This window comes from Acinetobacter sp. NBRC 100985 (assembly GCF_000241225.1).
GTDB classification, from domain to species: Bacteria; Pseudomonadota; Gammaproteobacteria; order Pseudomonadales; family Moraxellaceae; genus Acinetobacter; species Acinetobacter venetianus.
In genome coordinates, this window is record NZ_BAEB01000030.1 from 1 (window position 1) to 25,199 (window position 25,199).

24 protein-coding genes, 3 tRNA genes and 1 pseudogene are annotated in these 25,199 nt (G+C 38.4%); 18 read left to right on the forward strand and 10 right to left on the reverse strand.

The features are described 5' to 3' along the window. The first annotated feature begins 119 nt into the window (after positions 1-119). Entirely contained in the window at positions 120-455 is a 336-nt protein-coding gene (locus ACT4_RS11545; RefSeq protein ID WP_007482451.1) for a gamma-glutamylcyclotransferase family protein, read from the forward strand. 55 nt (positions 456-510) lie between these two features. Here ACT4_RS11545 and ACT4_RS11550 read toward each other — a convergent pair whose 3' ends face one another. Then, a complete protein-coding gene (locus ACT4_RS11550) occupies positions 511-801 on the reverse strand; it encodes a peptidylprolyl isomerase (RefSeq protein WP_004877189.1) in 291 nt (96 codons plus the stop codon). A gap of 31 nt (positions 802-832) precedes the next feature. Next, positions 833-1,654, reverse strand: coding sequence for a bifunctional DNA-formamidopyrimidine glycosylase/DNA-(apurinic or apyrimidinic site) lyase (gene mutM, locus ACT4_RS11555; RefSeq protein WP_004877187.1), 822 nt, complete (start codon positions 1,652-1,654; stop codon positions 833-835). A gap of 206 nt (positions 1,655-1,860) precedes the next feature. Between mutM and ACT4_RS11560 the strand changes: the two genes are divergently transcribed. Then, on the forward strand, positions 1,861-3,993 hold the full coding sequence (locus ACT4_RS11560) for a TonB-dependent receptor domain-containing protein (protein ID WP_007482452.1): 2,133 nt from the start codon (positions 1,861-1,863) through the stop codon (positions 3,991-3,993). A 32-nt stretch (positions 3,994-4,025) separates the two neighbouring features. Here ACT4_RS11560 and ACT4_RS11565 read toward each other — a convergent pair whose 3' ends face one another. The 3 genes from ACT4_RS11565 to ACT4_RS11575 form a co-directional block, all read right to left on the reverse strand. Beyond that, the gene (locus tag ACT4_RS11565; protein ID WP_004877184.1) at positions 4,026-4,826 is read right to left on the reverse strand and encodes a tetratricopeptide repeat protein; all 801 of its coding nucleotides are present in this window, start codon (positions 4,824-4,826) and stop codon (positions 4,026-4,028) included. 227 nt (positions 4,827-5,053) lie between these two features. Beyond that, positions 5,054-5,779, reverse strand: coding sequence for a DsbC family protein (locus tag ACT4_RS11570; protein ID WP_007482453.1), 726 nt, complete (start codon positions 5,777-5,779; stop codon positions 5,054-5,056). Positions 5,780-6,003: 224 nt separating this feature from the next. Continuing rightward, complete coding sequence (locus tag ACT4_RS11575) at positions 6,004-6,726, reverse strand: folate-binding protein YgfZ (RefSeq protein WP_007482454.1); 723 nt, start codon at positions 6,724-6,726, stop codon at positions 6,004-6,006. A 187-nt stretch (positions 6,727-6,913) separates the two neighbouring features. Here ACT4_RS11575 and ACT4_RS11580 point away from each other — a divergent pair, with 187 nt between their 5' ends. The 5 genes and pseudogenes from ACT4_RS11580 to ACT4_RS11600 all read left to right on the forward strand — a co-directional run bounded on the left by ACT4_RS11580 (position 6,914) and on the right by ACT4_RS11600 (position 9,025). Further along, a complete protein-coding gene (locus ACT4_RS11580; protein WP_007482455.1) occupies positions 6,914-7,360 on the forward strand; it encodes an SRPBCC family protein in 447 nt (148 codons plus the stop codon). Between the two features lie 59 nt (positions 7,361-7,419). Next, positions 7,420-7,758, forward strand: a complete 339-nt coding sequence (locus ACT4_RS11585) for a DUF2004 domain-containing protein (RefSeq protein ID WP_007482456.1) — start codon at positions 7,420-7,422, stop codon at positions 7,756-7,758. A 23-nt stretch (positions 7,759-7,781) separates the two neighbouring features. Beyond that, positions 7,782-8,138 (forward strand): annotated as a pseudogene (locus tag ACT4_RS11590) (DUF488 domain-containing protein). Between the two features lie 52 nt (positions 8,139-8,190). Then, the gene (locus ACT4_RS11595; protein WP_007482458.1) at positions 8,191-8,535 is read left to right on the forward strand and encodes a zinc ribbon domain-containing protein YjdM; all 345 of its coding nucleotides are present in this window, start codon (positions 8,191-8,193) and stop codon (positions 8,533-8,535) included. A gap of 154 nt (positions 8,536-8,689) precedes the next feature. Further along, entirely contained in the window at positions 8,690-9,025 is a 336-nt protein-coding gene (locus ACT4_RS11600) for a YegP family protein (RefSeq protein ID WP_004877172.1), read from the forward strand. Between the two features lie 53 nt (positions 9,026-9,078). On the opposite strand, the gene ACT4_RS11605 is transcribed toward ACT4_RS11600, so the two are convergent. Then, positions 9,079-10,794: a proline--tRNA ligase gene (locus tag ACT4_RS11605; RefSeq protein ID WP_007482459.1), complete on the reverse strand. Its 1,716-nt coding sequence runs from the start codon at positions 10,792-10,794 to the stop codon at positions 9,079-9,081. 178 nt (positions 10,795-10,972) lie between these two features. Then, entirely contained in the window at positions 10,973-11,641 is a 669-nt protein-coding gene (locus ACT4_RS11610; protein ID WP_004877168.1) for a hypothetical protein, read from the reverse strand. A 280-nt stretch (positions 11,642-11,921) separates the two neighbouring features. Between ACT4_RS11610 and pilG the strand changes: the two genes are divergently transcribed. The 6 genes from pilG to ACT4_RS11640 all read left to right on the forward strand — a co-directional run bounded on the left by pilG (position 11,922) and on the right by ACT4_RS11640 (position 21,104). Beyond that, positions 11,922-12,305 carry a twitching motility response regulator PilG gene (pilG, locus tag ACT4_RS11615; RefSeq protein WP_004877165.1) on the forward strand — a complete coding sequence of 128 codons (384 nt, stop codon included), beginning with the start codon at positions 11,922-11,924 and terminating at the stop codon, positions 12,303-12,305. Positions 12,306-12,324: 19 nt separating this feature from the next. After that, positions 12,325-12,687 carry a PleD family two-component system response regulator gene (locus ACT4_RS11620; RefSeq protein ID WP_004877164.1) on the forward strand — a complete coding sequence of 121 codons (363 nt, stop codon included), beginning with the start codon at positions 12,325-12,327 and terminating at the stop codon, positions 12,685-12,687. A 39-nt stretch (positions 12,688-12,726) separates the two neighbouring features. After that, positions 12,727-13,263 (forward strand): chemotaxis protein CheW, encoded by a 537-nt coding sequence (locus tag ACT4_RS11625; RefSeq protein WP_007482460.1) that lies wholly within the window; start codon positions 12,727-12,729, stop codon positions 13,261-13,263. Between the two features lie 47 nt (positions 13,264-13,310). Beyond that, positions 13,311-15,398: a methyl-accepting chemotaxis protein gene (locus ACT4_RS11630; RefSeq protein WP_004877160.1), complete on the forward strand. Its 2,088-nt coding sequence runs from the start codon at positions 13,311-13,313 to the stop codon at positions 15,396-15,398. Positions 15,399-15,550: 152 nt separating this feature from the next. Further along, entirely contained in the window at positions 15,551-20,635 is a 5,085-nt protein-coding gene (locus ACT4_RS11635) for an Hpt domain-containing protein (protein WP_007482461.1), read from the forward strand. 13 nt (positions 20,636-20,648) lie between these two features. Next, entirely contained in the window at positions 20,649-21,104 is a 456-nt protein-coding gene (locus ACT4_RS11640) for a hypothetical protein (protein ID WP_004877156.1), read from the forward strand. A gap of 45 nt (positions 21,105-21,149) precedes the next feature. Here ACT4_RS11640 and dapE read toward each other — a convergent pair whose 3' ends face one another. The 3 genes from dapE to ACT4_RS11655 form a co-directional block, all read right to left on the reverse strand. Continuing rightward, positions 21,150-22,283, reverse strand: a complete 1,134-nt coding sequence (gene dapE, locus ACT4_RS11645; protein ID WP_007482462.1) for a succinyl-diaminopimelate desuccinylase — start codon at positions 22,281-22,283, stop codon at positions 21,150-21,152. A 124-nt stretch (positions 22,284-22,407) separates the two neighbouring features. Next, entirely contained in the window at positions 22,408-22,551 is a 144-nt protein-coding gene (locus ACT4_RS11650; RefSeq protein ID WP_017196706.1) for an entericidin A/B family lipoprotein, read from the reverse strand. Positions 22,552-22,669: 118 nt separating this feature from the next. Then, positions 22,670-23,530, reverse strand: coding sequence for a DUF1853 family protein (locus ACT4_RS11655; protein WP_007482464.1), 861 nt, complete (start codon positions 23,528-23,530; stop codon positions 22,670-22,672). A gap of 101 nt (positions 23,531-23,631) precedes the next feature. On the opposite strand from ACT4_RS11655, the gene ACT4_RS11660 reads away from it, so the two are divergent. The 5 genes from ACT4_RS11660 (at position 23,632) to ACT4_RS11680 (ending at position 25,111) form a co-directional block, all read left to right on the forward strand. Beyond that, positions 23,632-23,991 carry a YbaN family protein gene (locus ACT4_RS11660; RefSeq protein ID WP_034605063.1) on the forward strand — a complete coding sequence of 120 codons (360 nt, stop codon included), beginning with the start codon at positions 23,632-23,634 and terminating at the stop codon, positions 23,989-23,991. Between the two features lie 149 nt (positions 23,992-24,140). After that, positions 24,141-24,662, forward strand: a complete 522-nt coding sequence (gene elsL, locus ACT4_RS11665; RefSeq protein WP_007482469.1) for a cell wall-recycling L,D-carboxypeptidase ElsL — start codon at positions 24,141-24,143, stop codon at positions 24,660-24,662. A 151-nt stretch (positions 24,663-24,813) separates the two neighbouring features. Further along, positions 24,814-24,889: transfer RNA gene (locus tag ACT4_RS11670), tRNA-Val, on the forward strand. Positions 24,890-24,912: 23 nt separating this feature from the next. Continuing rightward, positions 24,913-24,989 (forward strand) — tRNA-Asp (locus ACT4_RS11675). 45 nt (positions 24,990-25,034) lie between these two features. After that, positions 25,035-25,111: transfer RNA gene (locus ACT4_RS11680), tRNA-Asp, on the forward strand. The last annotated feature ends 88 nt before the right edge of the window (positions 25,112-25,199 follow it).

Below are 25,199 nucleotides of genomic sequence, written 5' to 3' on the forward strand. Positions count from 1 at the left end.
TTTTTATTGTAGTTGTTTAATTGGTATTTGCTATTTCTTTGAGATAATGAGTTTTGATGAATATGGTCTCTGACTCAATTTCATTCTAAGATGTTAAATAATTGAAATGGAATAACATGATGAACCGATTGTTTGTATATGGCACATTGTGTCCGAATAGAGAAAATGCTCATATTTTGGGAGCTATTGAAGGGGATTGGCAAGTTGCAAAGGTACATGGAACCATCCATATATTGGATTGGGGGCCCGACAAAGGACTGCCTGCAATTGTATTGAATCAACATGATCTGCTAGTTGAGGGTTATTTATTTAGTACCGATAAATTAGAACAAAACTGGCCAATGTTAGATGAGTTTGAAGGATTCCAATATGAACGAGTTATTGCTGAAGTTGTTTTGGAGTCTGGTGAAAAAATAGATGCATGGACTTATGTCATGAAGCTTCAGCAAGATTAGCTCATTCATGCATGGAGGAAATGAGCTTATGGATACATTTAAGCTCATTGTTTATCTATCGTAGACCATCCATGCGGAATTTAATTTCTAAAAGATGGAAGCCAAACTGACTTTTAATTGGGCCGTGTAAAATTCGTTCTGCAGCTGTGAACACCAATTTATCAATTACAGGTACAAGCTGCCCTTTTTTTACTTCACCTAAATCGCCACCGCGTTTAGCAGAGTTACAAGTCGAATACTGCTTCGCAATTTTTGCAAAGTCTGCGCCAGACTGAATTCTTTTCTTAAGCTGTTCCGCTAAGTCTTTGTCTTTCACTAGAATATGCCGAACAATTGCAGTTTGCATAATGTTTCTCCTTCAATTACCTTGTATTTGCTTAAGCTTTCTTCAGCTTCAATGGCTGGCATTGTGGGCAAAATACACTGGCTCGTTGTCCTAACTTTAGGTTTTCAAGCGTTGTTTCACAGTTCACACACATTTCACCAGCACGGCCATATGCCAATAGTGTTTGCTGAAAATAACCATTTTCACCCATCGCATTACTATAGTTACGTAATGTTGAACCACCTAAATCAATTGCTTGTTTTAAGATGCGTTTAACCTCAATAACCAGCTTCTCAATTTGTACTTTCGTTAACGTTGAAGCAGGTTGTGCGGGATGGATGCCAACATTAAATAGACTTTCTGTCGCATAAATATTACCTACGCCAACAACGATATGATTATCCATTAAAGCAATTTTGATGCCGACATTTTTTTTATTTAGCTTTTCATGTAAATAGGCTGCATTAAAATCTTCGCTCAGAGGTTCAGGGCCGAGCGTATCAATCAGTTTAGTCTGGTTGTTTTGATCAAGCCAAAGAATGCACCCGAATCGACGTGGATCATGGTAGCGTAATTGCTGATCTTCAAAATCAATAATTAGATGATCATGTTTGCGTAGTTCATCTTTGGCTTCACATAAACGGAAGCTTCCAGACATACCTAAATGCCAAAGCATTTGGTCTTGCTCAAACTCAGCAAGAATATATTTAGAACGGCGCTTGAGTTGCATTAAACGCTGTCCAACCAGCTTTTTAATATCATTCGGTATAGGCCAACGCAAGCTTGGGTTCAAAACGCGAATGGCTTGAACACGTTGTTCTAATAAAGGCAGTAAGCTGGTTTTTGTGGTTTCAACTTCAGGAAGTTCAGGCATAGTTAACTCAAGTTGTTTCAACAACAATACAATGAGGGCAAATGTTTCACTTACAATTATGCGGGTATTTAATTTTATTTGCTAATCATGCTGATTAATCAGTTTAATTGTTTTCACTTAAGTTAAATACCTAAGATAAACATAAAATAATCATATTCTTAGCTTTAGCTGTTGTCGTTTAAAATTTCGAGAAATAAGGAATCTTCATGCCTTCGATGAAAATTAATCTTCTATACGGTTACATTGCCATGTTTATGGCATTGGGTAATACCTCAGTATGGGCAATTGAGGTTGATCACGATCAGCCAGCACAACTCCCAACAATCAAAGTTGAAGCGACACGTACAGATACTTCTTACATGGAGACGCCTGCTTCAATTTTTAGGGTGGATATGCCTGAAAGTAGCCAGTCGGCGCAGGTTAATTTGACGGAAATCGTGAAAGGTGTCCCAAGTATTCAGCTTAGGAATAGAGAAAATTACGCGCAAGACCTGCAACTTTCTATGCGTGGTTTTGGTGCGCGGTCTACATTTGGCGTTCGTGGTATTCGATTGTATGTTGATGGAATTCCTGCAACCATGCCTGATGGACAAGGGCAAACCTCAAATGTTGATTTGAGTAGCTTAAGTCATCTTGAGGTTTTAACGGGGCCATTTTCTTCACTGTATGGTAACTCGTCAGGTGGTGCGATTTTAGCAACCACCAGAGAAGGTACAGGAAAAGACTCGATTGAGATGAGTTATGCTGGTGGGAGTCACAATAAAAATCGTGCTGGTTTAATTTTACAGGGCGGTTCAGATCACCAATATGAACCAAGTTATATCATTAGTTCATCTTATTTTGATACTGATGGATTTCGAAATCATAGTGGCGCAAATAAAGTATTGAATAATGCAAAACTAACGTGGAATCTTGATGATGGCAGTAAAATTAACTGGATCACCAATTACGTCAAGATTAATGCTGATGATCCGCAGGGATTGAATAGGCAGCAATGGCAGAATAATCCACGTCAAGTGAATGATACAAACAATACTTACAATGTTCGAAAAGATATTGATCAAACACAAACAGGGATCACGTGGTCAAAACCGCTTAATGATCAGCATGAATTGTATGGCATGGCATATTTTGGTAATCGCCAAGTGACCCAGTATCAATCTATTCCTCGCTCTGCACAATTAAATCCTAATCACGCAGGTGGAGTAATAGATTTTGAACGTAATTATTATGGTGCTGATTTCCGTTGGACGGGTAAAGAGTTATTGCCAAATACTCGCTTTAGTATAGGTGTTGCCGTCGATAAGATGGATGAAGATCGACAAGGTTTTGAAAACTTTAATATTGTTGCTGGTGAACCATCATACGGCGTTAAAGGCACGTTACGCCGTGATGAAGACAATAGCTTATGGAATATCGATCCATATCTACAAGCATCTTGGCAGTTTTTACCGACTTGGCGTTTAGATACGGGTGTACGTTATAGCAATATGCATTACAAATCTAAAGATCACTATTTGAGTAATGGGAATGACAGTGATAAAACAGAGTATGACAAGATTTTGCCTTCAGCCGCGTTAAGCTGGCAAATTCTGCCTGAATTATTGCCTTATGTGAGTTATGCAAAAGGTTTTGAAACACCGACTTTTACTGAAATGGCTTATCAAGCTGATAGTAACAAGTCGGGCTTTAATTTTGATTTAAAGCCATCGACTAGTGATAACTATGAATTGGGTTTAAAGTCGCAAAATCAGTTGGGTGATTTTACTGTAGCCGTTTTCCAGAGCAAAACTCAAAATGATATTGTTTCAGCGGGTTCTTCAAATGGTCGTTCGACTTTCCGTAATGCAGATCGTACTTTAAGAAAAGGTGCTGAATTTACGTGGAATAAGCAAGTTTGGAAAGATCTTACTGTAAATGCGAGTTATGCTTACCTAGATGCAACTTTTGATTCATATGTTCCAGCACTTGGAAAAATTGCTGAGATTCCTAAAGGTAATGCAATTCCTGGCATCGCTAAGAATCAAGCATTTATTGGGCTAGCATGGAAACCAGATCAAGGTTTTTATGCAGGACTTGATACGCAGTATATGGACAAAATCTATGTCGATGACAGTAATAGTGATGCTGCTGCTAGCTATACAATTGCATCGATCTACACAGGATATGCTTGGAAATATGCAGATTGGGGCTTTAATAGCTTTGCACGTGTAGATAACTTATTTGATAAAAATTATGCAGGTTCAGTTATTGTTAATGATGGTAATAGTCGTTTCTTTGAACCAGCGGATGGGCGTAATTGGAGTGCTGGAATCAGTGTAAGTAAGCATTTTAAATGATAAAAAGCGCCTAAGATCAGGCGCTTTTTTTGTTATTTTTTAGGCTGAGGATTGGATTTTTTTGCAGCAATTGCTTTTTCAACTTCTACGAGAGATTCTTTTGCACCAGGATAATTGCCTGCTGCTAGGCGAGAAAAAATATCTTTGGCTTGTTCTAAGTTCTGGTCAACGATAGCACCATTTGCAAGCATATTTGCTAAAACCATTAGAGAGGGTGGATAACCTTTCTTAGCTAGAGACTCTAAGCTTTCTATCGCTTGTTTTTGCATAAGAGGATTCTTGTTTTTGACTCCCAAGCTTAAGTCATATATTGCTTTCAAGTGAACTGCAGGTCGATAGTCTTTACGTAATAAAGGTAATAGTTTTTGAACTGCCAATTGATCATATTCAGGTTTTCCTTGTTCAAAAAGTAATTTTGCACTTTCTACAATAGCAGTTTCGGAGCCTTGATTCGAAGCTTTATCTAAGAATTCTTTATATTTTTGACTATTTTTAGTGACACCTAAAGTACCATTTCGATAAACCTGAGCTAAGGTGTAACTTGCTTGCCCAAAACCCTTATTGGATGCGTCTTGATAGTATTGCAGGGCTTTCTCCTCATCTCTTGTGGTACCTTGCCCAACTTGATGCATATAGCCCAAATTGTAAATAGCTTGAGCATTTCCTGTATTTGCAATACGTTGCATTTCTTGGAATGCACCTGAAAAATCCTTAGCTTCATAAAGTTGGGTTGCTTTTGCAAACACATCATTTTTAGCAGTTGTTTTCTTATCAGCTGCAAATGTTGAGTGAGATGCAGCTAGGATTAAACTAGCAATGAGCAACTTTTTCATATTTTTTTCCTTATACCGAAACCTGCTTTCATCCTTTATGTAGCAGAGTGCAATATGCAATATGCAATACACATCATAAAAAATTGGCGTAAATTGTAAATGATGGTTTTGTATATATCTTGATTAAGATGGATCAAAGAACTTAAATCAAAATTAAAACAGTAGTCCATTTGTTTAATGGGCTACTGGTTTTAACAGGTTTAAGAGCTTCTTAAAGGTTACGAGTTCTATTTACTAGCTTCCTGCAATAGTAATTCAATCTGTTCAGCATCTTGTGGAATGCCTGAAACTCGCATGCCATTTGCAAAGAATATTGTTGGAGTTCCATTGATTTGAAGTGATTGACCAAGGGCTATGTTTTTCTGAATAGGCGTGTCACATTGGCCTGAATTTTTATTCAGTTTGCGGTGAAGCATATAATCCTCCCAAGCTTCATATTGATTTTTAGCACACCAAATTTTATTTGCCGCTATTTCAGCTTGAGGATGGAGTTTCTTAAGTGGGAATAAAAAAATGTAGACCGTTACATTGTCGATGGAAGTCATATATTGTTCTAATTTTTGACAATATGGGCAGTCTGGATCAGTGAACACATATAGCGTACGTTCTCCATTTCCTTTCACATATTTAATAGCTTGGTTTAGAGGTAGCTGTTTAACATCAATTTTTCCTAACTCTATCAAGCGTTCCTCGGTAAGATTAGTTTTATTTTTCACATCCAATAAATTTCCAAAAAATAAATATTTTGCAGTTTCATCCGTATAAATAATTTTTCCTGCAACATAGACTTCATATATACCTGTTAAGGGGGAAGGAGAAATTGATTTGATTGGAAGATCTGGATAATTACGCTTGAAATTTTGTTCTAGTGTTTTGTTATCAGCATAGAGGTTTTGTAAGCTCAAAAAGCTTAAAGTAATTGCAGATAACCATGTTTTGATCATTATTTTCATGAGGAGTTGATTCTATAAGTAATTGTTGAACAATAGCGTCGATTGGGATTTCCGACAAGAATTGTAGTGCAATTTTATTTAAATTTTAGCTTTATTATTTTTGAGCATTTTTACGAGTTTTAGATTTAAATAATTACTAATTAAGAAATATTTAAATCAAAAAAACTCATGAGATAACCCATGAGTTTTAAAATAAAAAATTAAAGCATGATTTTTATAAGGACTTAGTTTGGACGAGCTACATCACCATTGAGTGCGTCTGGTAAATCTAAAACACTGACATTCAGCTCTGCTAATGCCGCTGGTTTGGCAATTACAAGCGCAAGATAGCCATCTTCAAATGCAATACTATTTACCACCTCTATATCTTTACTGAGTTGGGTTGCTGGCATTGGAAGATCACCTTTGGCTTGGATCAAATGTAACCAGTGTTTCGGTTTTGCTTTAAACCAAAGACGAGCCACAATTTCCTGACCAAGATAACAACCTTTGTCAAAATGAACGCCATCACGTTGATGTAAACGTAACTCTTGCGGTTGGAAAAGATGCTCAGTTGTTTGAGTAATCCAAGCTTGACCTGATTGAATCGCCTGAATTTGCCAAGCATCAATATCAGTTTCGGTTTGAGAAAATTCAGTTTGCTTGCCATTTGTTGTTGGAAAAACAGTTCCAACTTCTTCTAATTTCATTTTGGAAAAAGCACCAAATTTTTTAATGTGCTTTGCAAACTCTTCTGCTTGATCCTGTGTTGTCACAAGCTCAAAACTTTCAGGATTAAGTTTTTTAATCCATAAACCAAAATGAATACGTCCTTTTAAATCGCAAATAGCAGTGTAGCGACTTTCGTTTTCAGGTAAGCGCTCTGTATGAACGGTCACTTGTCCTTGAAGGAATTTTTGTGCATCTACACCATTTAAGCTAAAAGCCGTGAAAGCAAGTTGACTCATAGATCAATCCTAAAGCTATATTCTGATCACGAAAATATGGACTGTTATTTTGCGCCATTTTTCACAAAAAATCAGCTTTAGATTCTCGATATTCGAGCTGAAATGAGGGATCAGCAACACCACAGTTCTAATAGAAGTTGTTATGATAAAGTTGTAGGTTAAAAAAGCAGCAAAATGGAGAATGATAATGTCTGGTACAGTAAAACTACATCGCGTCTTTACCGCTCCTCCAGCACGTGTTTTTAAAGCTTTTCTAGATCCAGATGCATTAGTGAAATGGATGCCGCCACATGGCTTTACTGCAAAAGTCCATCATTTTGATCCACAAGTGGGCGGCAAATATAAAATGTCATTTACTAACTTTTCAACAGGTCATATTCATGCTTTTAGCGGTACTTATATTGAAATCGTCGAGAATGAACGATTACGTTATACAGATCAATTCGAGGATCCTAACTTATCAGGAGAGATTAATGTGACAGTTGAATTGAAACCTGTGATTGTGGGGACGGAAGTTCATATTACGCAGCAAGGAATTCCAGATGTTATTCCTGTAGAGGCTTGTTACTTAGGTTGGCAAGAGTCTCTAAGCTTATTTGCTTTGCTTGTAGAAGCAGATATTCCTAATCAATAATTGAAGTGTTGAAAAATAAATAAAAACTAATAATAAATTTGATATTTTGAGGTGGGGAAATGAAAGAGTTATCCATTTTACAGCAACGTGAAAAACTAGCACGAGCTGCCATGCAATTGGCCTTAGAAGATCAACAAGCTGAAGATAGCGTTGATTTATATATACAACATCATTTGGAAGAAATTGAACCTGAATATTGGTTTAAACATTTTGGGACATCCTCACCGACACCCTTACAGGTTTTAGATGCTTTGGTACTTGAGCATGAAGGGGATGATGAGGAAATAGAAGCCTATGAAATGCTTGATTTTAGCTTGCCTGATCAAGTGACCAATTATGTGATTTGCGTTAGTTTTGATTCACATGGACAAGTCATTGATATCTCAATGGAGAGCTAGTTTTAAACCATCTGGAGGAAGTGATGCAAATTGAAATTAAGCGTATTTATGATCCAGTTAATGAGTCAGATGGCATGCGTGTGCTTGTAGATCGTTTATGGCCAAGAGGTATTTCAAAAGAACGGGCACATTTGGATTTGTGGTTAAAGGAAATTGCACCTTCCAATGCATTACGGAAACAGTTTTGTCATCAGGCTGAACATTGACAAAGTTTTCAAAAAGGCTATTACCAAGAGTTAGGGGAGAATCCTTATGTCGATGAACTAAAACAAATTGCAATGAAACAACCATTAACATTAATTTATGCAGCAAAAGACCATGAGTTAAATCATGCGTTGGTACTAAAAAATTATTTGTATGGAAAAGAGATTCAGTCCTGAAATTTTGAAAAATGGTCTCTATCTATCATAATAGGATTTTTGAGATTTTTTTATGTCTTTGCCAAATTGCCCAAAATGCCAATCAGAATATACATACCAAGATGGCGACCTTCTTATTTGTCCAGAGTGTTCACATGAGTGGAAGGACGGAGAAACTCAAGCTTCTGAAGCAGAAGAAATAATTAAAGATGCAAATGGTAATGTTCTAGCTGATGGCGATAGTGTTACTGTGGTTAAAGATCTTAAGATTAAAGGTTCATCTTCCGTTGTTAAAGTGGGTACGAAAGTAAAAAGTATTCGCTTAGTGCCAGATGCAAGTGATGGTCACAATATCGATTGTAAGATTGATGGCGTCGGTGCTATGAAACTAAAATCAGAATTTGTTAAAAAAGTTTAATTTGATTTGTGCTGAGAGGGGGCACGTGCTCCCTTTTTATTTTATAAGTGAAGTAAATTACTAAAAGTGAACAAAATATGATCTTTTTAATTGCGGTTGGCTGTTCTATATTGGGTGAATAACAAATAATCAATTTGAATAAATAGAGGTCTTTATGGCTGGATGGTTCGAGGTAACTCAAGCGAGTGATGGGCAATATCGTTTTGTATTAAAAGCGGGTAATGCTGAAACTATTTTAAATAGCGAATTATATAAGACTAAAGCTGCCGCATTGAATGGAATTGCATCAGTGCAAAAAAATAGTCCCGATGATGTTCGATATGAGCGACTAACTTCTAAGAATGAGAAGCCTTATTTCAATTTAAAAGCTGCAAATCATCAAGTAATTGGTACAAGTCAACTTTATGCCAGTGAACAGTCTCGTGAGAAAGGGATTGAGTCGGTCAAAAAGAATGGACCTTCAGAAACGATTAAAGATTTAACTGTATAACTGAGCAATAAAAAAGCGTTACTAACGGCTTTTTTTATACGCGAAATTTTTAATTAACGAGTGAGTTGAGCCATAAGCTCATCTTTGCTTAAGTTACTCGCTTCCGCATCTCGGCGACCTTTGTATTCAAAAGTACCAGCATCTAAACCTTTTTCACCGATTACGATACGATGTGGAATTCCCATCAACTCGAGATCAGAGAATTTAACACCTGGGCGCTCATTACGATCATCAAGTAATACATCGTAACCTTGTGCTTGTAATTCAGCGTAAAGGGCTTCAGCCGCTTCAAGTGTGCGAGGTGATTTATGTGCATTCATTGGAACAATTGCAATTTCAAACGGTGCAATCGCTTTTGGCCAAATAATACCTTTATCATCAAAGTTTTGTTCAATTGCAGCAGCAACTACGCGTGTTACGCCTATGCCATAGCAACCCATAGTCACTGTGAATGGTTTGCCATCTTCACCGAGAACTTTACACCCCAATGCCTCAGAGTATTTTGTACCGAGTTGGAAGATGTGACCCACTTCGATACCACGCTTAATCTGAATCGTGCCTTTGCCATCAGGAGATGGATCACCTTCAACAACATTACGAAGATCAAAGACTTCTGTGAATTTTGCGTCACGATCCCAGTTTACGCCAGTTGCATGTTTATCAACTTCATTTGCACCTGCTACAAAGTCAGATAGAACAGACGCAGCGCGATCAATGATAACCGTTAAACCTTTTTCAACGAGACCTTGTGGGCCACAGAAACCTGCTGTTAATCCATGTTGCTGTAATTGTTCTTCAGTTGCAAAAGTTAAAGGTGCAGCGATTAAGGGATGCTTTTCGGCTTTAATATCATTCAGTTCGTGATCGCCACGTAAGAACAGGGCAACCACTGGTGTATGACCTTTCTCATCGCTTGGGCCTTGTACTAATAGCGCTTTAACGGATTGTTTAGCATCACTGTTTAAGAACTGGCAGACATCAGCAATGGTTTTTTGATTCGGCGTATCAACAAGCGTATAAGCTTGTGTTGCAGATGCACGCTCACCAACTAAAACAGCTTCAGCCATTTCAACATTAGCAGCAAAGTCTGATTCAGTTGAGAAGGCGATATCATCTTCGCCACTCGCAGCAAGCACATGGAACTCATGAGAAGCTGAACCACCAATTGAACCTGTATCTGCTTGAACTGGACGGAAGTCTAAGCCGAGACGTGTAAAGATGCGACTATAAGTGTCATACATTACGTCGTAAGTTTCTTGGAGAGAAGCTTGGTCAGCGTGGAATGAATAAGCATCTTTCATGATAAACTCACGAGAGCGCATCACACCAAAACGTGGGCGAATTTCATCACGAAATTTAGTTTGAATTTGATAAAAATTCAAAGGTAACTGTTTATAACTTTTTAATTCGTTACGTGCTAAATCTGTGATCACTTCTTCATGTGTTGGACCAAGCACAAATGGATTATCGTGGCGATCTTTAAAGCGCAACAATTCTGGACCATATTGTTCATAACGGCCAGACTCTTCCCAAAGCGCAGCGGGTTGGGTAACTGGCATGAATACTTCTAAAGCACCAGAACGATTCATTTCTTCGCGAACAATCGCATCAACTTTCTTTAAAACACGCGTTCCCATGGGCAACCAAGAGTATAAACCAGAAGCTAATTTACGAATCATCCCCGCACGTAACATGAGCTGGTGTGAAATGACTTCAGCATCATTTGGGGTTTCTCTTAACGTTGCAAATAAAAAGCGGCTTGCGCGCATGGAAACTATCCTAAAGTTAAGTGTTATTTAAGGAAGATAACAAAAATGATAGATAAACAGATCAATTTTGAAGAGTAGGCATTATGCCATGAAATCATTGATTTCGGAAAAACTAAACAGTGGCATTTCTTCCAAGTGATACGAGTGTGTAGAGATTATGATTTAAGCAATGGTTAAACTAGCGTGTTCGATTCGCATCATTTTGCTCTAATATACGTAAGCGATTGATAATATCTTCATAGTCAGATTCGGTTTTATGATAAGCATTACGTAAACTTTCAACTGTTCTTTTGACATTATCAATGTTTCTGTTGTTATTTTCTAAATTGTTTTTGAGTTGTGTTGGGATTGCCTGTCCTTTGCGATGATATTCCATTTCTTGGCGCTTGAATGCAATTTTATCTTGCTGTAATTGTTGAAGCTGATCTTGTTGATAATTTAATTGCTTCTTCAATGTTGCTAAAATTTGATCTCGTTTTGAGGCAGCAATTTTTGTATTGCCATAGGCGCGTTTAAGTCGTAAATCTTGCTCTCTCTGTCGAGCGATAGACTCTCTACGTGCAGATTGTTGAATATCTTGGGCGGCATTATAAGGACGATTTTTTTTGATCACTTGCATATTGCGATCAAGTGCTTCATAGCCATAACGAATATGTTCGGGACTCACTGATGTGCTTACATTTGCCACACCATTTTTATCGTAATAACGGTACCAAACTGCTTTAGGTTGCTCGATTGCTGCAAAGCTAGAAGAGCAAAAAACGCATAAAAAAACAGCGCAAATGTAATTACGAGCAATCGTTGTAAAGTCGCTAATACGGAAACCGAACTTTAACGAACCAGTCATTACATTCCCCGATAAAAGTTAATTAAATCACTTATTTTTAAATAATAATCAGTTGTATATTAGTAGCTATTTATACAATTAAAAATACTTAGTATGCAAAAAAAATAGTTATTTGGTGAAAAGTGTGACCTAATTATTATTGTTGTAGGAAACTGATATGTTGGTTCAAAAAACTTCATTGATAATGCAAGTAGAGATATGTTAAAAATATCAACTAATCTGTATAAAACAAATTAAACCAACCATAATTTGTATTGAGTGAATGGGGCAGGACAATTAAATGGAAGATAAATTTCAAAATTTAAAGGTAATGGTGATTGACGATTCAAAAACAATTCGACGTACGGCTGAAACTTTACTCCAACGAGAAGGTTGTGAAGTTGTGACAGCGGTTGATGGTTTTGAAGCCTTATCGAAAATTGCCGAAGCAAATCCTGATATCGTTTTTGTTGATATTATGATGCCGCGTCTAGACGGTTATCAGACCTGTGCCCTAATCAAGAATTCATTAAACTATCAAAATATTCCAGTGATTATGTTGTCAAGCAAAGACGGTTTGTTTGATCAGGCAAAAGGGCGCGTTGTGGGGTCTGATGAATATTTAACAAAGCCATTCAGTAAAGATGAGCTGTTAAATGCGATTCGTAACCATGTTAGCGCATAAAATTTAAATTGAGGAAAAAATGGCTCGTATACTTATAGTAGATGATTCTCCTACTGAAACTTTTCGTTTTAGAGAAATTTTAACAAAACACGGTTATGAAGTAATTGAAGCAACCAATGGTGCTGACGGTGTAACAATGGCACAAGCTGAGTTGCCTGATTTGGTTCTTATGGATGTGGTGATGCCTGGGATGAATGGCTTCCAAGCGACTCGTCAAATTAGTAAAGGTAAAGACACTCAACATATTCCAGTAGTGATTGTAAGTACCAAAGATCAGGCGACAGATCGTGTGTGGGGTAAGCGTCAAGGGGCATGTGACTATCTGACCAAGCCAATTGATGAGCAACAGCTTATTGATGTAATTAAACAATTATTAAGTTAATTCATACGAGCCTTTTCATTACTCATTACGGGATAGGTTATGGCAGCAAATGGATTTATCGAATTGCTTCGCTTATCCAAGCGAGGCAATAAACAATACGCTTCAACTCAAAATGAAGTCAGCCGATGGTCTGGTATCGCATTTGAGATGTTAGGGCAATATTTTGTTGCGCCATTGGGGGAAATTTCTGAGGTGATTTATCCACCGAAATATACCCCAGTTCCAAATACTCAGGCATGGGTGCGTGGTTTGGCGAATATTCGAGGGCGGTTGCTTTCAGTTTCTGATTTAACTCATTTTATTTCAGGACAGCGAAGCCAGTTTTCTCCAACACAAAAAGTAATTTGTATTAGTCATCAAGATCAATATGTTGGCTTGGTTGTTGACCAAGTTTTGGGGATTCAGCACTTTAATAAAAAGAGTTTCTTTTCTCAAAGTGCTGAGTTAGACGATAAGTTGCAAGACTATTGTCAGGGGTATTTCCATCAACATAATCAACAATGGCATGTATTTTTACTGAGTCGGTTATTGAAAAACCCTCAATACATGAATGCATCAATAAAATTTATAAACTAATTTAATGCGCTACGGAAGATAAACGCGTATTCAGGGGAGAAGCTGATATGGGCTTTAAACTTAAAAAGAAAAATGCTAGTGGTAGCGATAGTACTGGCTCAAAAAGTGGTGGTGCGTTTCTAGAAAAGATCCGTACGCAACTCGATCAGTTTTCTCGAATCTTCGGTGAAACTGAAAAATCAAAGCCTATTCTTTATCGTGCTTTAATTGCTTTGGCTCTAGCAGTTATTCTCTTGATTTATCTTTTCGTTAGTGTGCCTCGTTCGAATCAGTTGACTCGTAGCTTGGGTGAGTTGCGTTTATTGTCGCAAATGATTTCTCGTCAAGCGACTGAAGCAACTGCATCTGGTACACCAGAGGCAATGAAAAGCCTAGTTGAATCAGAAAAACGTTTTGCTTCGAATCTTGAAACAGTTGAAAGTATTTATGGAACTGGCTCAGAAGAGTACAAAAAAGTTGATGCTCTTTGGGGTGACGTATCTAAAAATATTGAATTAATTGCTTCACAACAAAAAGTCATTAATCAATTATACGATACCAATATTTCGATCAGTGAAACGATTCCTGAGATTCAGGCAGAATACAACTTGATGGTCGATCAGATGGTACGTGAGAATATGCCAAGTAGCCAGGTAATCATCACCAAGAACCAAGTGTTTATCGCAGAGCGTATTTTACGTTCTATTAACTCGGTTCTTGTTGGTACTGATAATTCTAATGTTTCTGCAAATGACTTTGGTGCGGACATTGATACCTTTGGTGTTTATTTAAATGCTCAACTGAATGGTAGTGCCGAGTTAGGCGTAGATCGTATTACATCACCGGATTTACGTGAGTCAGTCGATAGTATCAAATCAGATTATGATGCAGTCCTAAAGTCAGCAGCTGAAACAGTTTTAAAGAATGCGAACCAAATCGTTCGTGTACGTCAAGCTTCGTCACAAATTTTCTCGCAATCAGATACTTTGCTTGGTTCTTTAAATACGTTATCTGATAAGGCTGAAGGTGGTTGGGCTAATGTAATTGCTGGTATTGTATTAATTGGTGCTTTGGGATTACTTGTTTTTTCAGCACTACAATTACTTGCATTGCGTAGTAATACGGATAAAGAGCGTGTTACACGCTTACAAGATGAGTATGACCGTAACCAGAACGCGATTTTACGTTTACTCGATGAAATTGCCGATCTTGCCGATGGTGACTTACGTTCATATGCAACGGTATCTGAAGACTTTACAGGGGCAATTGCTGACTCGATTAACTTTGCAATTGATCAATTACGTGACCTTGTATCTCGTATTACGGACACTTCGCAAGAGGTTGCTCGATATACGCAAGATACGCAGAATATTACCAATCAGTTAGCAGAGGCATCTGAGCATCAGGCACAAGAAATTGCGGGTGCATCAGCGGCGATGAACGAAATGGCATTGTCTATTGACCAAGTATCTGCAAACGCTTCTGAATCAGCAGACGTAGCACAACGTTCGGTACAAATTGCATCGAATGGTGCGCAAGTTGTAAACCGTTCGATTGAAGGTATGGATCATATTCGTGAACAGATTCAAGAAACATCAAAACGTATTAAGCGTTTGGGTGAATCTTCACAAGAGATTGGTAACATCGTCTCTCTGATTAATGATATTGCCGACCAAACGAACATCTTGGCATTAAACGCTGCTATTCAGGCGTCTATGGCAGGTGAAGCGGGTCGTGGTTTCGCCGTTGTAGCGGATGAGGTACAGCGTCTAGCAGAACGTTCTGCTTCTGCAACAAAGCAGATTGAGAGTTTGGTAAAAACGATTCAAACAGATACTAACGAAGCCGTTATTTCCATGGAACAAACGACTTCAGAAGTTGTTCGTGGTGCGAACTTAGCAAAAGATGCGGGTATTGCACTAGACGAAATTCAAACGGTATCGGGCGATTTGGCGAAGTTAATTGCAAGCATTTCTGATGCTGCAAAACTTCAGTCTGCATCAGCAGGTCATATTGCTACAACGATGAATGTCGTACAGGAAATTACATCTCAAACTACGACTGCAACTTTTGATACAGCTCGCTCAGTTTCTGAATTGGCAAATATGGCTGAATCATTACGTGAATCAGTAACAGACTTTAAGTTACCTGAATAAGTCAAGAAAGGAGGGTAGATGGGGTATCTGCCTTCCTTTTGTATAGATATAGACTATCTCGGCAAGATGAGGATTCGACGGAAAGACATCTTGTGCGTTAGATAAACGTATTTTTTAGCCACAATTCGTGGATAAAAACGAAAGAAGCCGCTATGAAAGAAATATTAAAAACGTTAGTTGAAACGATGACGCTTCCTGAAGATAGTTATCTTGAACAAGACTCAGAAATTCTCGAAATTTTTATCGAAGAGTTAGAAGAGATTTTTGTTGAGTTAGAACCTTTATTGGCTCAATGGATCGAGCAGCCGAACCAGCAAGATGTGTTGACAGATATTCGTCGTCATTTCCATACACTAAAAGGCTCTGGTCGCATGGTTGGTGCGAAGTCTTCTGGTGAATTGGCTTGGACGGTTGAAGATACGCTAAACAGAGTACTTGCTGGCACACTTCCGTTAAACAGCGAAATTCAGCAATATGTCCAAGCCATTTTCAATGTGTATCATTTTAAACTTTTCCAAGATTTTAAATCGGTTCAAAAGCATCAAATTAATCTAAAGCCATTGGTTCTTTTAGGACAACAATTACAACAACAGCATAGCCCTGAACCAGCGCTAGCTGAATTATTACAATTAGCAAATACACTGAATAGTGAAACAGTCTCAACAGATCTAGAAGATGTTTTTGCAGAAGATATTACTGCCGAAGTTGAGCACGTAGAGGCTGCTGACTTTGATAGCGAAGATCAGGTGGATGATGTTCTCATTAAAGAAACTCTCGCTATTTTCTTGGAGGAAGCAGAGGATCATTTAGCTACAATTGATCAGTTCTTGATAAATGAGCGTCCAACCAACGACAACTATAATACTTTGATTCGTGCGTTACATACATTGCGTGGTAGTTCAGCTATGGCGCATGTTGATCAAGTATTTGAAGCAAGTTCCAAAGTAGAAAACTTATTTAAAACCTTGTTGCAAGATGAACTGGATTCTAGTTCTGACGAAACGGCGCTTCTTACAAATTATGCTCAGTTTGTTCGTGACTATTTACATACCTTGAAGCAAGAAGGTGTCCAAGAGCAGCTTGATCAAATATATAATACTTTTAATGCTGCATGGGATAGTTACGACTTCCAATTGGAAGAAAAACTTGGAGATGCTGTTCGTCCGCAGGGACTTGTCTCTCAGTTATTAGAATTGAATATCAATGATTTATTAGATGTTGAGTTTGATTTTGAAAAACGTGCTCGTAATGAATTTCCTCAATACATTCAGTCTTTAAGTCAGCAAACAGAGCTTTTGCTACAGCATACCCATCATCATGCGACGATTGGGATGTATCAATACACGAGTTTAATGCGATCAAGCTATCAAGATTTATTGTTCAAGCCAAACTTGTTGAATCTTGATTATGCATTTGATTTATATCATCAAGTACATCAGTACTTTATTCAGTTGTTTGATACGCTAGCTGCTGGCCAACGTGTCACTTTAACTAAAGCTCATGAACTTTTGTTAAATGAGTTAAGTTCATTTACCCAGCAAAATGTTGAAACCTTAGAAGCTGAAAAAATTACAGAACCATTGCACCTAACTCAGAGTGCAGATGTAGTTGAGGAAGCTGTTTCTCAAAATGTGAATACAGTTGAATCAAACGATATCTCTGCCCAATTAAGACTAGATAAACAATTACTTGATTCTGTTGAATCTAACAAAGATTTTGATCCTGACTTATTAGATATTTTCCTTGAAGAAGCCGATGAATTGTTGTCTGGTATTGATGATGATTTGAATAGTTGGACAGCCGATCATCAAAATCTTAATGCACTTAAGAACTTGATGCGTTATTTGCACACCTTAAAAGGTGGTTCAAATATGATTCAGGCACGTCACATCGGTTTAATCGCGCATGAGTTAGAGACCATTTATGAGAAGTTAATCAATCAACAAATACAAGCTTCTCCTGATTTAATTCGTGTGATTCGTGCAGTACAAGATGATATTGCTGATCGAATCCAAACTATACGAGATCAAAAAGTTGATTATCCATCAACACATATTCTGGCTGTCTTAACAAGTTTAGCTAAATCTACAGGTGTTGCTGCTGAAATTCCTTTGGAAGCACAAACAACTTCTGAAGCATTCGTTGAAGAAGAAACAATTACAGACGAACTCAGTATTGGAAATGAGTTGGAATTTACTGTTTCTAATCTGGATAGTACGGTGGATGATGAGCTGTCGACTTTAGATTTGTCATTATCCCAAACTGCTGCTTTTGATACAGCAGATCAAGCATCTCAATTGGCTTTAGATAAGCAATTGTTAAATTCAAGCGAATCTAATCGTGAGTTTGATCCTGATTTACTGGATATTTTCCTTGATGAAGCAGATGAATTATTGGTTGGTATTGATTCAGACCTCAATTTATGGACCGCGAATTATCAAAATACGGATGCATTAAAGAATTTGATGCGTTATTTGCATACCTTAAAGGGTGGTGCAAATATGATTCAGGCACGTCATATCGGCTTAATCGCGCATGAGCTTGAAACGATTTATGAAAAGTTGATTAATCAACAGTTGCAGCCTTCACCGCAGTTAATTGGTTTAATTCGTTTAGTTCAGGATGATATTGCTGATCGTATTCAAATCATTCGAGACCAGCAGGTTGACTATCCATCAACACATGTCTTGCAATTGATCCAACAACCGAGCGGATCTGTTACTCATACTGATGCTTTAGAACATCAGGCTGAAGAAATTGAACTCGTTGAATCACAAGCGGAGATCATTGAGCCGCCATCAGAGCAAACTACGTTTGAAGTCGTAGAACCAATCGAACAGCCTGAAATAGAAGAAAGTTCTATATCGGTACATACGACTCAAGAAACAGAATCTCTACATGCTGATGATGAAGTTCGCTCTCTAGTTGAAGAGACTTTCTTAGAAGAAGCTGCTGAGCTACTTGAACAAGCTCAGAGCTTATTAAAACAATGGTTTGATCAACGTAGTAATCGTAGTTTGTTATTACAACTTCAGCGTAATGCCCACAGTTTAAAAGGTGGCGCACGAATGGCTGAGTTGGATGCAATTGCGATCATTGCATATCATTTAGAAAATGCATTCGAGCAGTTTGGTGTGCACCATTTCAATTCGAATGTTTACGATAATTTATTAAACACAGCCTTTGCTTGGTTAAGCGATGCAATCTTTAAACGCCAATATGCAAACTTTGATGGATTAAAACAAAGTTTGGAGAAGATGGAGTTTGTGGATGTTTCTGCTCAATTACCGCAAAAACTATCAGCCAAAGATGTCTTTACGCCTGAATATACTATGGAGTTTGTTCAGGGAGATGGCACAGAGCCACCTTCAATGTTGGGTGAGTGGGAAAGCTCTGAGCGGGTTGAGCAAAACAATGAGATGATTCGTGTTTCAGCTGATGTCATTGAGAAGATGATTGACTTATCAGGTGAGAATGCAATCAACCGTTCACGTATCGAAATGGACTTAGGTCAGCTGGGCGGTACGTTAACGGAAATGGAGCTTGCGATTAAGCGTTTGGCTGATCAGTTGCGCCGTATGGAAGGCGAATTGGAAAGTCAGATTATTGCACGCCATGGTGGCGAAAACTCGCGCTATGAAGATTTTGACCCATTAGAAATGGATCAATATTCTTCTTTAAATCAGTTGTCGAAATCGTTAGCTGAATCAGCATCGGATTTGGTTGACTTTAAAACAACCTTATCTGAAAAGATTCGTGATACCGAAGGCCTGTTATTACAACAGTCGCGTATTCAGGCCGAAATTCAAGAAAGTCTAATGCGTACTCGCTTGGTTCCATTCTCTAGATTGTTACCTCGTTTACAGCGTATCGTGCGCCAAACTGCATCAACGTTAAATCGACCAACGGACTTAATTGTTAATAATACTGAAGGCGAGTTGGATCGTAGTATTCTTGAAAAATTGGTTGCACCATTCGAACACATGCTGCGTAATGCGATTGACCATGGTATTGAAGATCACGAACATCGTTTGAAAGCCAATAAGCCAGAAACGGGTAGTATTGTTTTAAATATTGGTCGTCAAGGTACTGATGTTGTTGTGACATTCAGTGATGATGGTAAAGGGATTGATGTTAGCCGAATCAAGCAGAAAGCAATTCAAACTGGTCTTATGACCAAAGACCAAAAGCTTGATCAAGAAGAAATTCTACAATTTATTTTCCATCCAGGCTTTAGTACCGCGGCTCAAGTCACCCAGATTTCAGGGCGTGGTGTTGGTCTTGATGTGGTTCAAAGTGATATTAAGGCGCTTGGTGGCCACGTCAGTGTTGACTCAAATTTAGGTAAAGGCACAACATTTACTATTCGAGTTCCAACTACGGTAGCGGTAAGTGATGCCTTGATGGTAAAAGCTGGCGATCAACAATTTGCATTCCCATTGGCGCAAATTGACCGTATTGTACGTATTTCACCTACTGCACTAGAGCAATACTTTGAGAGTAAAGAAGACTACTTCAAAATCGATCAGGAAAATTACCGTTTACGTTACTTGTCTGAGTTCGTTGCGGGACAGCCAATTCCTCGTTTGAGTGGTATCGTGCATTCATTGCCAGTTCTGTTGGTTAAAGGTGCTCAAGGGCAAACGACCGCGCTGTTGGTTGATCAATTGATTGGTTCACGTGGCCAAATTGTAGTGAAACCAATCGGCCAACAATTCTCAAGCATTGGCGTAATTGCAGGTGCAACGATTCTTGGTGATGGTCAAGTTTGTTTGATCTTGGATGGTCAAAATATTGCACGTCAAGCGCAGTCGACCCATCGTAGCAAACAAGCTGATGAGACTTATACTAAACATCGTTATGATGAGCGTCGCTTGATTATGATCGTCGATGACTCAGTAACGGTGCGTAAAGTTACATCTCGCTTGTTGGAACGACAAGGTTATGATGTGGTTACTGCTAAAGATGGTGTGGATGCGATGGAGCAACTTGAAACCATTAAACCAGATTTGATGTTGCTTGATATTGAAATGCCAAGAATGGATGGTTTCGAGGTAACAAACCTTGTTCGACATCATGAATTACATCGAGACTTGCCAATTATCATGATTACCTCACGTACAGGTGAGAAACATCGTGAGCGAGCATTGTCATTAGGTGTAAGTCAGTACATGGGTAAACCATTCCAAGAAGAAGCTCTCTTGGAAAATATTGAAAGTTTACTGGCAGTGCGCTAAGAGGTGAATAATAATGGCTAAAAAGAGCGCTAACTCAACATTAGGTCAAATTGATCAGCAAGAGTTACAGCATTTAATTACAGTTTCTACTGGATTTATTGATGCTTATATTATTGAGTGTCATCAAAATGTGCCAATGTTACTGCCACAGAATATTGTTTTGTCCGCAATGGATACTCAAACCGATGCGGACTATATCGAGTGGCATGATTTAAAGCTTCCTGTTTTTTCTGTGAATGATCCGAGTGAGCAGCAAGGGGTGGCATTAGTTATTGAGGGTGATGACGTTTCTGAACGCTTTGCTTTAGTTTGTAATGAAATGCCTGAATCGATTCGATTGCGTATTTCTGAGATTGTAGATGAAGAGCGGGATATTGCTGATCAGAATGTCTTTAAATATGTGAAAATGGGGGATAAACAGTTTTATGTCCCAGATTTGCAAAACATACAAAAAAAGCTTGGTTTATAGTAAAAAAGGAACTCATTTGAGTTCCTTTTTTACTTAATTTTATTTTTATGCGAGCAATTCAATAAGGATTTGTTCGTAGATTTCAGCTAACGGATCTAGATCGTCTACATTCACATGCTCATTAATTTGGTGAATTGTTGCGTTTAAAACACCTAACTCTAGCACTTGAGCACCTGTTGGTGCGATAAAGCGACCATCTGAAGTACCGCCACTGGTTGAGAGTTCTGCATCAACATTAACGACATTTTTGATTGCCGTGGTTGCGGCATTTACAAGTTCACCAACTGGGGTTAGGAATGGTAATCCTGACAAAGTCCAGTTGATGTCATAAGTTAGATTGTATTTGTCGAGTATTGCTAAAACGCGTTGTTTTAATTCATCTGCGGTGACTTCTGTTGAGTAACGGAAGTTGAATGTCACTTTAAGTGTACCTGGAACAACATTTGTTGCACCTGTTCCGGCTTGGATATTTGAAATTTGGAATGATGTTGCAGGGAAATATTCATTTCCATGATCCCATATAGTTTCACATAAATCATTGATTGCTTTAGATGCTAGATGGATTGGGTTTTGCGCAAGGTGCGGATAAGCAACATGCCCTTGTTTGCCATGTACCGTGAGTACTGCATTGAGTGAACCACGACGACCATTCTTAATAATGTCACCAAGTGTATTGGTACTAGATGGCTCGCCAACTAAACACCACGTCATTTTCTCATTACGTGCTTCTAAGGTCTCTACAACTTTAACCGTACCATTGATTGATGGACCTTCTTCATCAGAAGTAATTAGGAAAGCAATAGAACCCTTGTGATCTGGATGTTTAGCAACAAAACGTTCTGATGCTACAACCATTGCGGCTAATGCTGTTTTCATATCCGCTGAACCGCGACCATATAACTTACCATCACGGATACTTGGTAAAAATGGATCTGAATTCCAAGCATCTAAGTGACCAGTAGGGACCACATCCGTATGACCAGCAAAACAAAACACTGGGTGTTGAGTTCCACGACGCGCCCATAAGTTGTCAACGTCGTCAAAGCGCATATTTTCGATTTTAAAACCAACCTTTTCTAAACGCTCAGCCATGATTTTTTGGCAATCATGATCGACTGGAGTGACAGAGGGTTGACGAAGGAGTTGTAGGCTAAGTTCTAAAGTATCGGAATGGTTCATGCGAGATGTGGCTAAATCTGGTGAAATCTGAACCGATATAATAGGGGAATATCACTGAGAAAGGTATGTCAAATTAAACCTTATCTATGTCTAGATAAGGTTTTGTGGAGGTTGTTCTAAAAAATTACATTTTATCCTGAGTTTTTTCAGCAGTTTGAGTAACTTTATCACCTGCTTTAGACACATCCTGCCCAAAACCCTTAAAGGTATTACAACCAGTCAATACAAAAGCGGTCATGATCGAAGCAACTAAGATTTTTTTCATCATCTTCTCCGTTTAAATGTAATTATGATGTTCTTAGAGACTAAAAAAAGTACTAGAAAATGAACATGATGGTTTATTGGTAGATGTGTTATGAATTGTTACTTCACAAACAAATCTTCATTTAAGCTGAATTTAATGACGTAAGTCTTGAGGTTCGAAACATATAATATTGAGGCTCATTCATAGGGGCGTAGTACAGACCATCAGTCCACCATTTTGCTGATTCAGAACTCAAATTTTGATTCGGACATAACCATTCAGGGCGTTGCAAACGATGATAATCTGTTTGAGGGAGGTGAGTTCCCCAACGACCTAAGCGTCGTTCTGAATTTATCCATTCCGGAAGGTGCGCTCTTGCAATGTTATATCTAGTAGGTAAATAAAGTTGACCTTTCATCACAGCAAATTTTCGTTGAATGATGTGGTTATTTGCTTCTGAAAATTGAAACTGACGTTCAGTGAAATGTTTTAGCTTTCTGTTGAGAGTGTCTTCACGGTTGAGGCCATACCATTCAGCTAAATCTAATTTACATTCACCCAAATAATATTTTAAAGCAACTTCCCAATGCTCAACTTGTTGAGTCTTTTGATTTAGTACCAAAAAATCCAGCTCTCCTAGCGTTATCGCGCCAGAAATGATCTGAATACTATGTCCAAGTAATTGATAATGGTGGTAATCACTATCAAGCAACCAAAACCATAATAAATTTTCAAAACGTAAGCCCAAACGAGTACTTTTAAGTCTAGCGAGAAAGTCAATCAAAGGCTGGGGGGAAAGATCAAGTTCGTATAAGCGAGGTTCATACTTTTGATAAAGTGTTTGCCAGTGCGTAGAATCATGCAACTCAAAAGCATTTTTTATTATTAATTCTTGCGGGAGCTTTGCCAAAATACTTGGACTGGCGATACTAAAAGCGAGTTGTCTAACGATAGGGGTTTTAAACTGTAACCAAGGTTCAAAATAAGCAACAGCTTTAGTCATCATTTAACCCAATCACAGAAATAAGCAAGCTAAGTTTAAGAAAGCAGATAAAAAACACTTTATACTAGCATGCTTGTGTTGACGTATTGGTTAATTGCTAAATGAAAACTTTGTTTTGGCGGAGTCTAGTTGTAATTTTTATTACGCTAGGAATTATTGGCGCGATATTGCCAGGAATGCCAACAACAGTCTTTCTTATTTTAGCCGCATGGGCCGCATCTAAAGGATGGCCTCAAATGGATGCTTGGTTATTGAATCATCCTAAATACGGACCGACATTGCGTAACTGGCGTGAAAATGGGACTGTTCCCCGTAAAGCCAAATGGATTGCAAGTATCATGATGCTGTTGAGCGGTATTTTAATGCTGTTTACCAATGCTCCCTTTCTCGTCAAAATTTTTACTGATGTCACTATGTTTATTGTTGCTGCCTGGCTATGGATGCGTCCCGAACCACGATAGGAAAAGGGCATTTACTGATTATTTAGGCATATAGTAAGTGCTGTCCATTTGAATATTTTAAGTTGAAAACAAAAAAACTACTGAAAAATACAAGAAATAGAGAATACGCTATGGTGAAATAATAGGATTCATCTAATACCGAGATAAAAATGGCGCATACACTTGAGCAAGCAGATGTTGTTATTGATTTAGCACAACAAACTTTAAGTTTACCTAAACATAATAAGTTTTATGTGATCTCATCTGGCAAAAATGGTATTGGAGAACAAGAAAATAGTGGGAAAACCCCACGCGGATGGCATCGAGTTGCACAGAAAATTGGTAAAAATGCGCCACAAAATTCAGTATTCATTGCGCGTCAGCCGACAGGCGAAGTTTATGACCAGCAACTAGCTCAACAATTCCCTCAAAGAGATTGGATTTTATCTCGTATTTTATGGCTAGATGGTTTAGAGCAGGGTTTCAATCACGGAGAGGGATGCGATACATTTAAACGATATATCTATATTCATGGTACTCCTGATACTGAACCAATGGGAATTCCAATGTCGCATGGTTGTATCAGAATGAAGAATGACGAAATTATCGAGTTGTTTGATCTCATTTCTGAAGATGCCTTGGTCTATATTTCTGAACATTCGTTAGAAAAGGAAGTTCTAAAATGGAAATAAGTGCTTAAATAAAATACGGAAATATCGGTTTTTTCAAAGAATTACTTATTTTTTAATCATTCGTACGCTTTTTTAGGAAAAGATTGGGAAAAGCGTTTGACAGGCTGTAAAGATTCTCTATAATGCACCTCACAAACGATGAAGACGTTAAGGGCGCTTAGCTCAGTTGGTAGAGCGTCTGCCTTACAAGCAGAATGTCGGCGGTTCGATCCCGTCAGCGCCCACCAAGCCTTTACGTTAAGACTCAAGTGCAGCGGTAGTTCAGTTGGTTAGAATACCGGCCTGTCACGCCGGGGGTCGCGGGTTCGAGCCCCGTCCGCTGCGCCACTTAAGTTTTAATAATCGTTTACCCCATAATTGCAAAATTATAGTGCAGCGGTAGTTCAGTTGGTTAGAATACCGGCCTGTCACGCCGGGGGTCGCGGGTTCGAGCCCCGTCCGCTGCGCCACTTTAAATTTGCATGCTAGGGTTGAGTTGAGTTTTTTACTCAGACAAAGTATTCTTTGTTACCTTGCTCAGGGGCGCTTAGCTCAGTT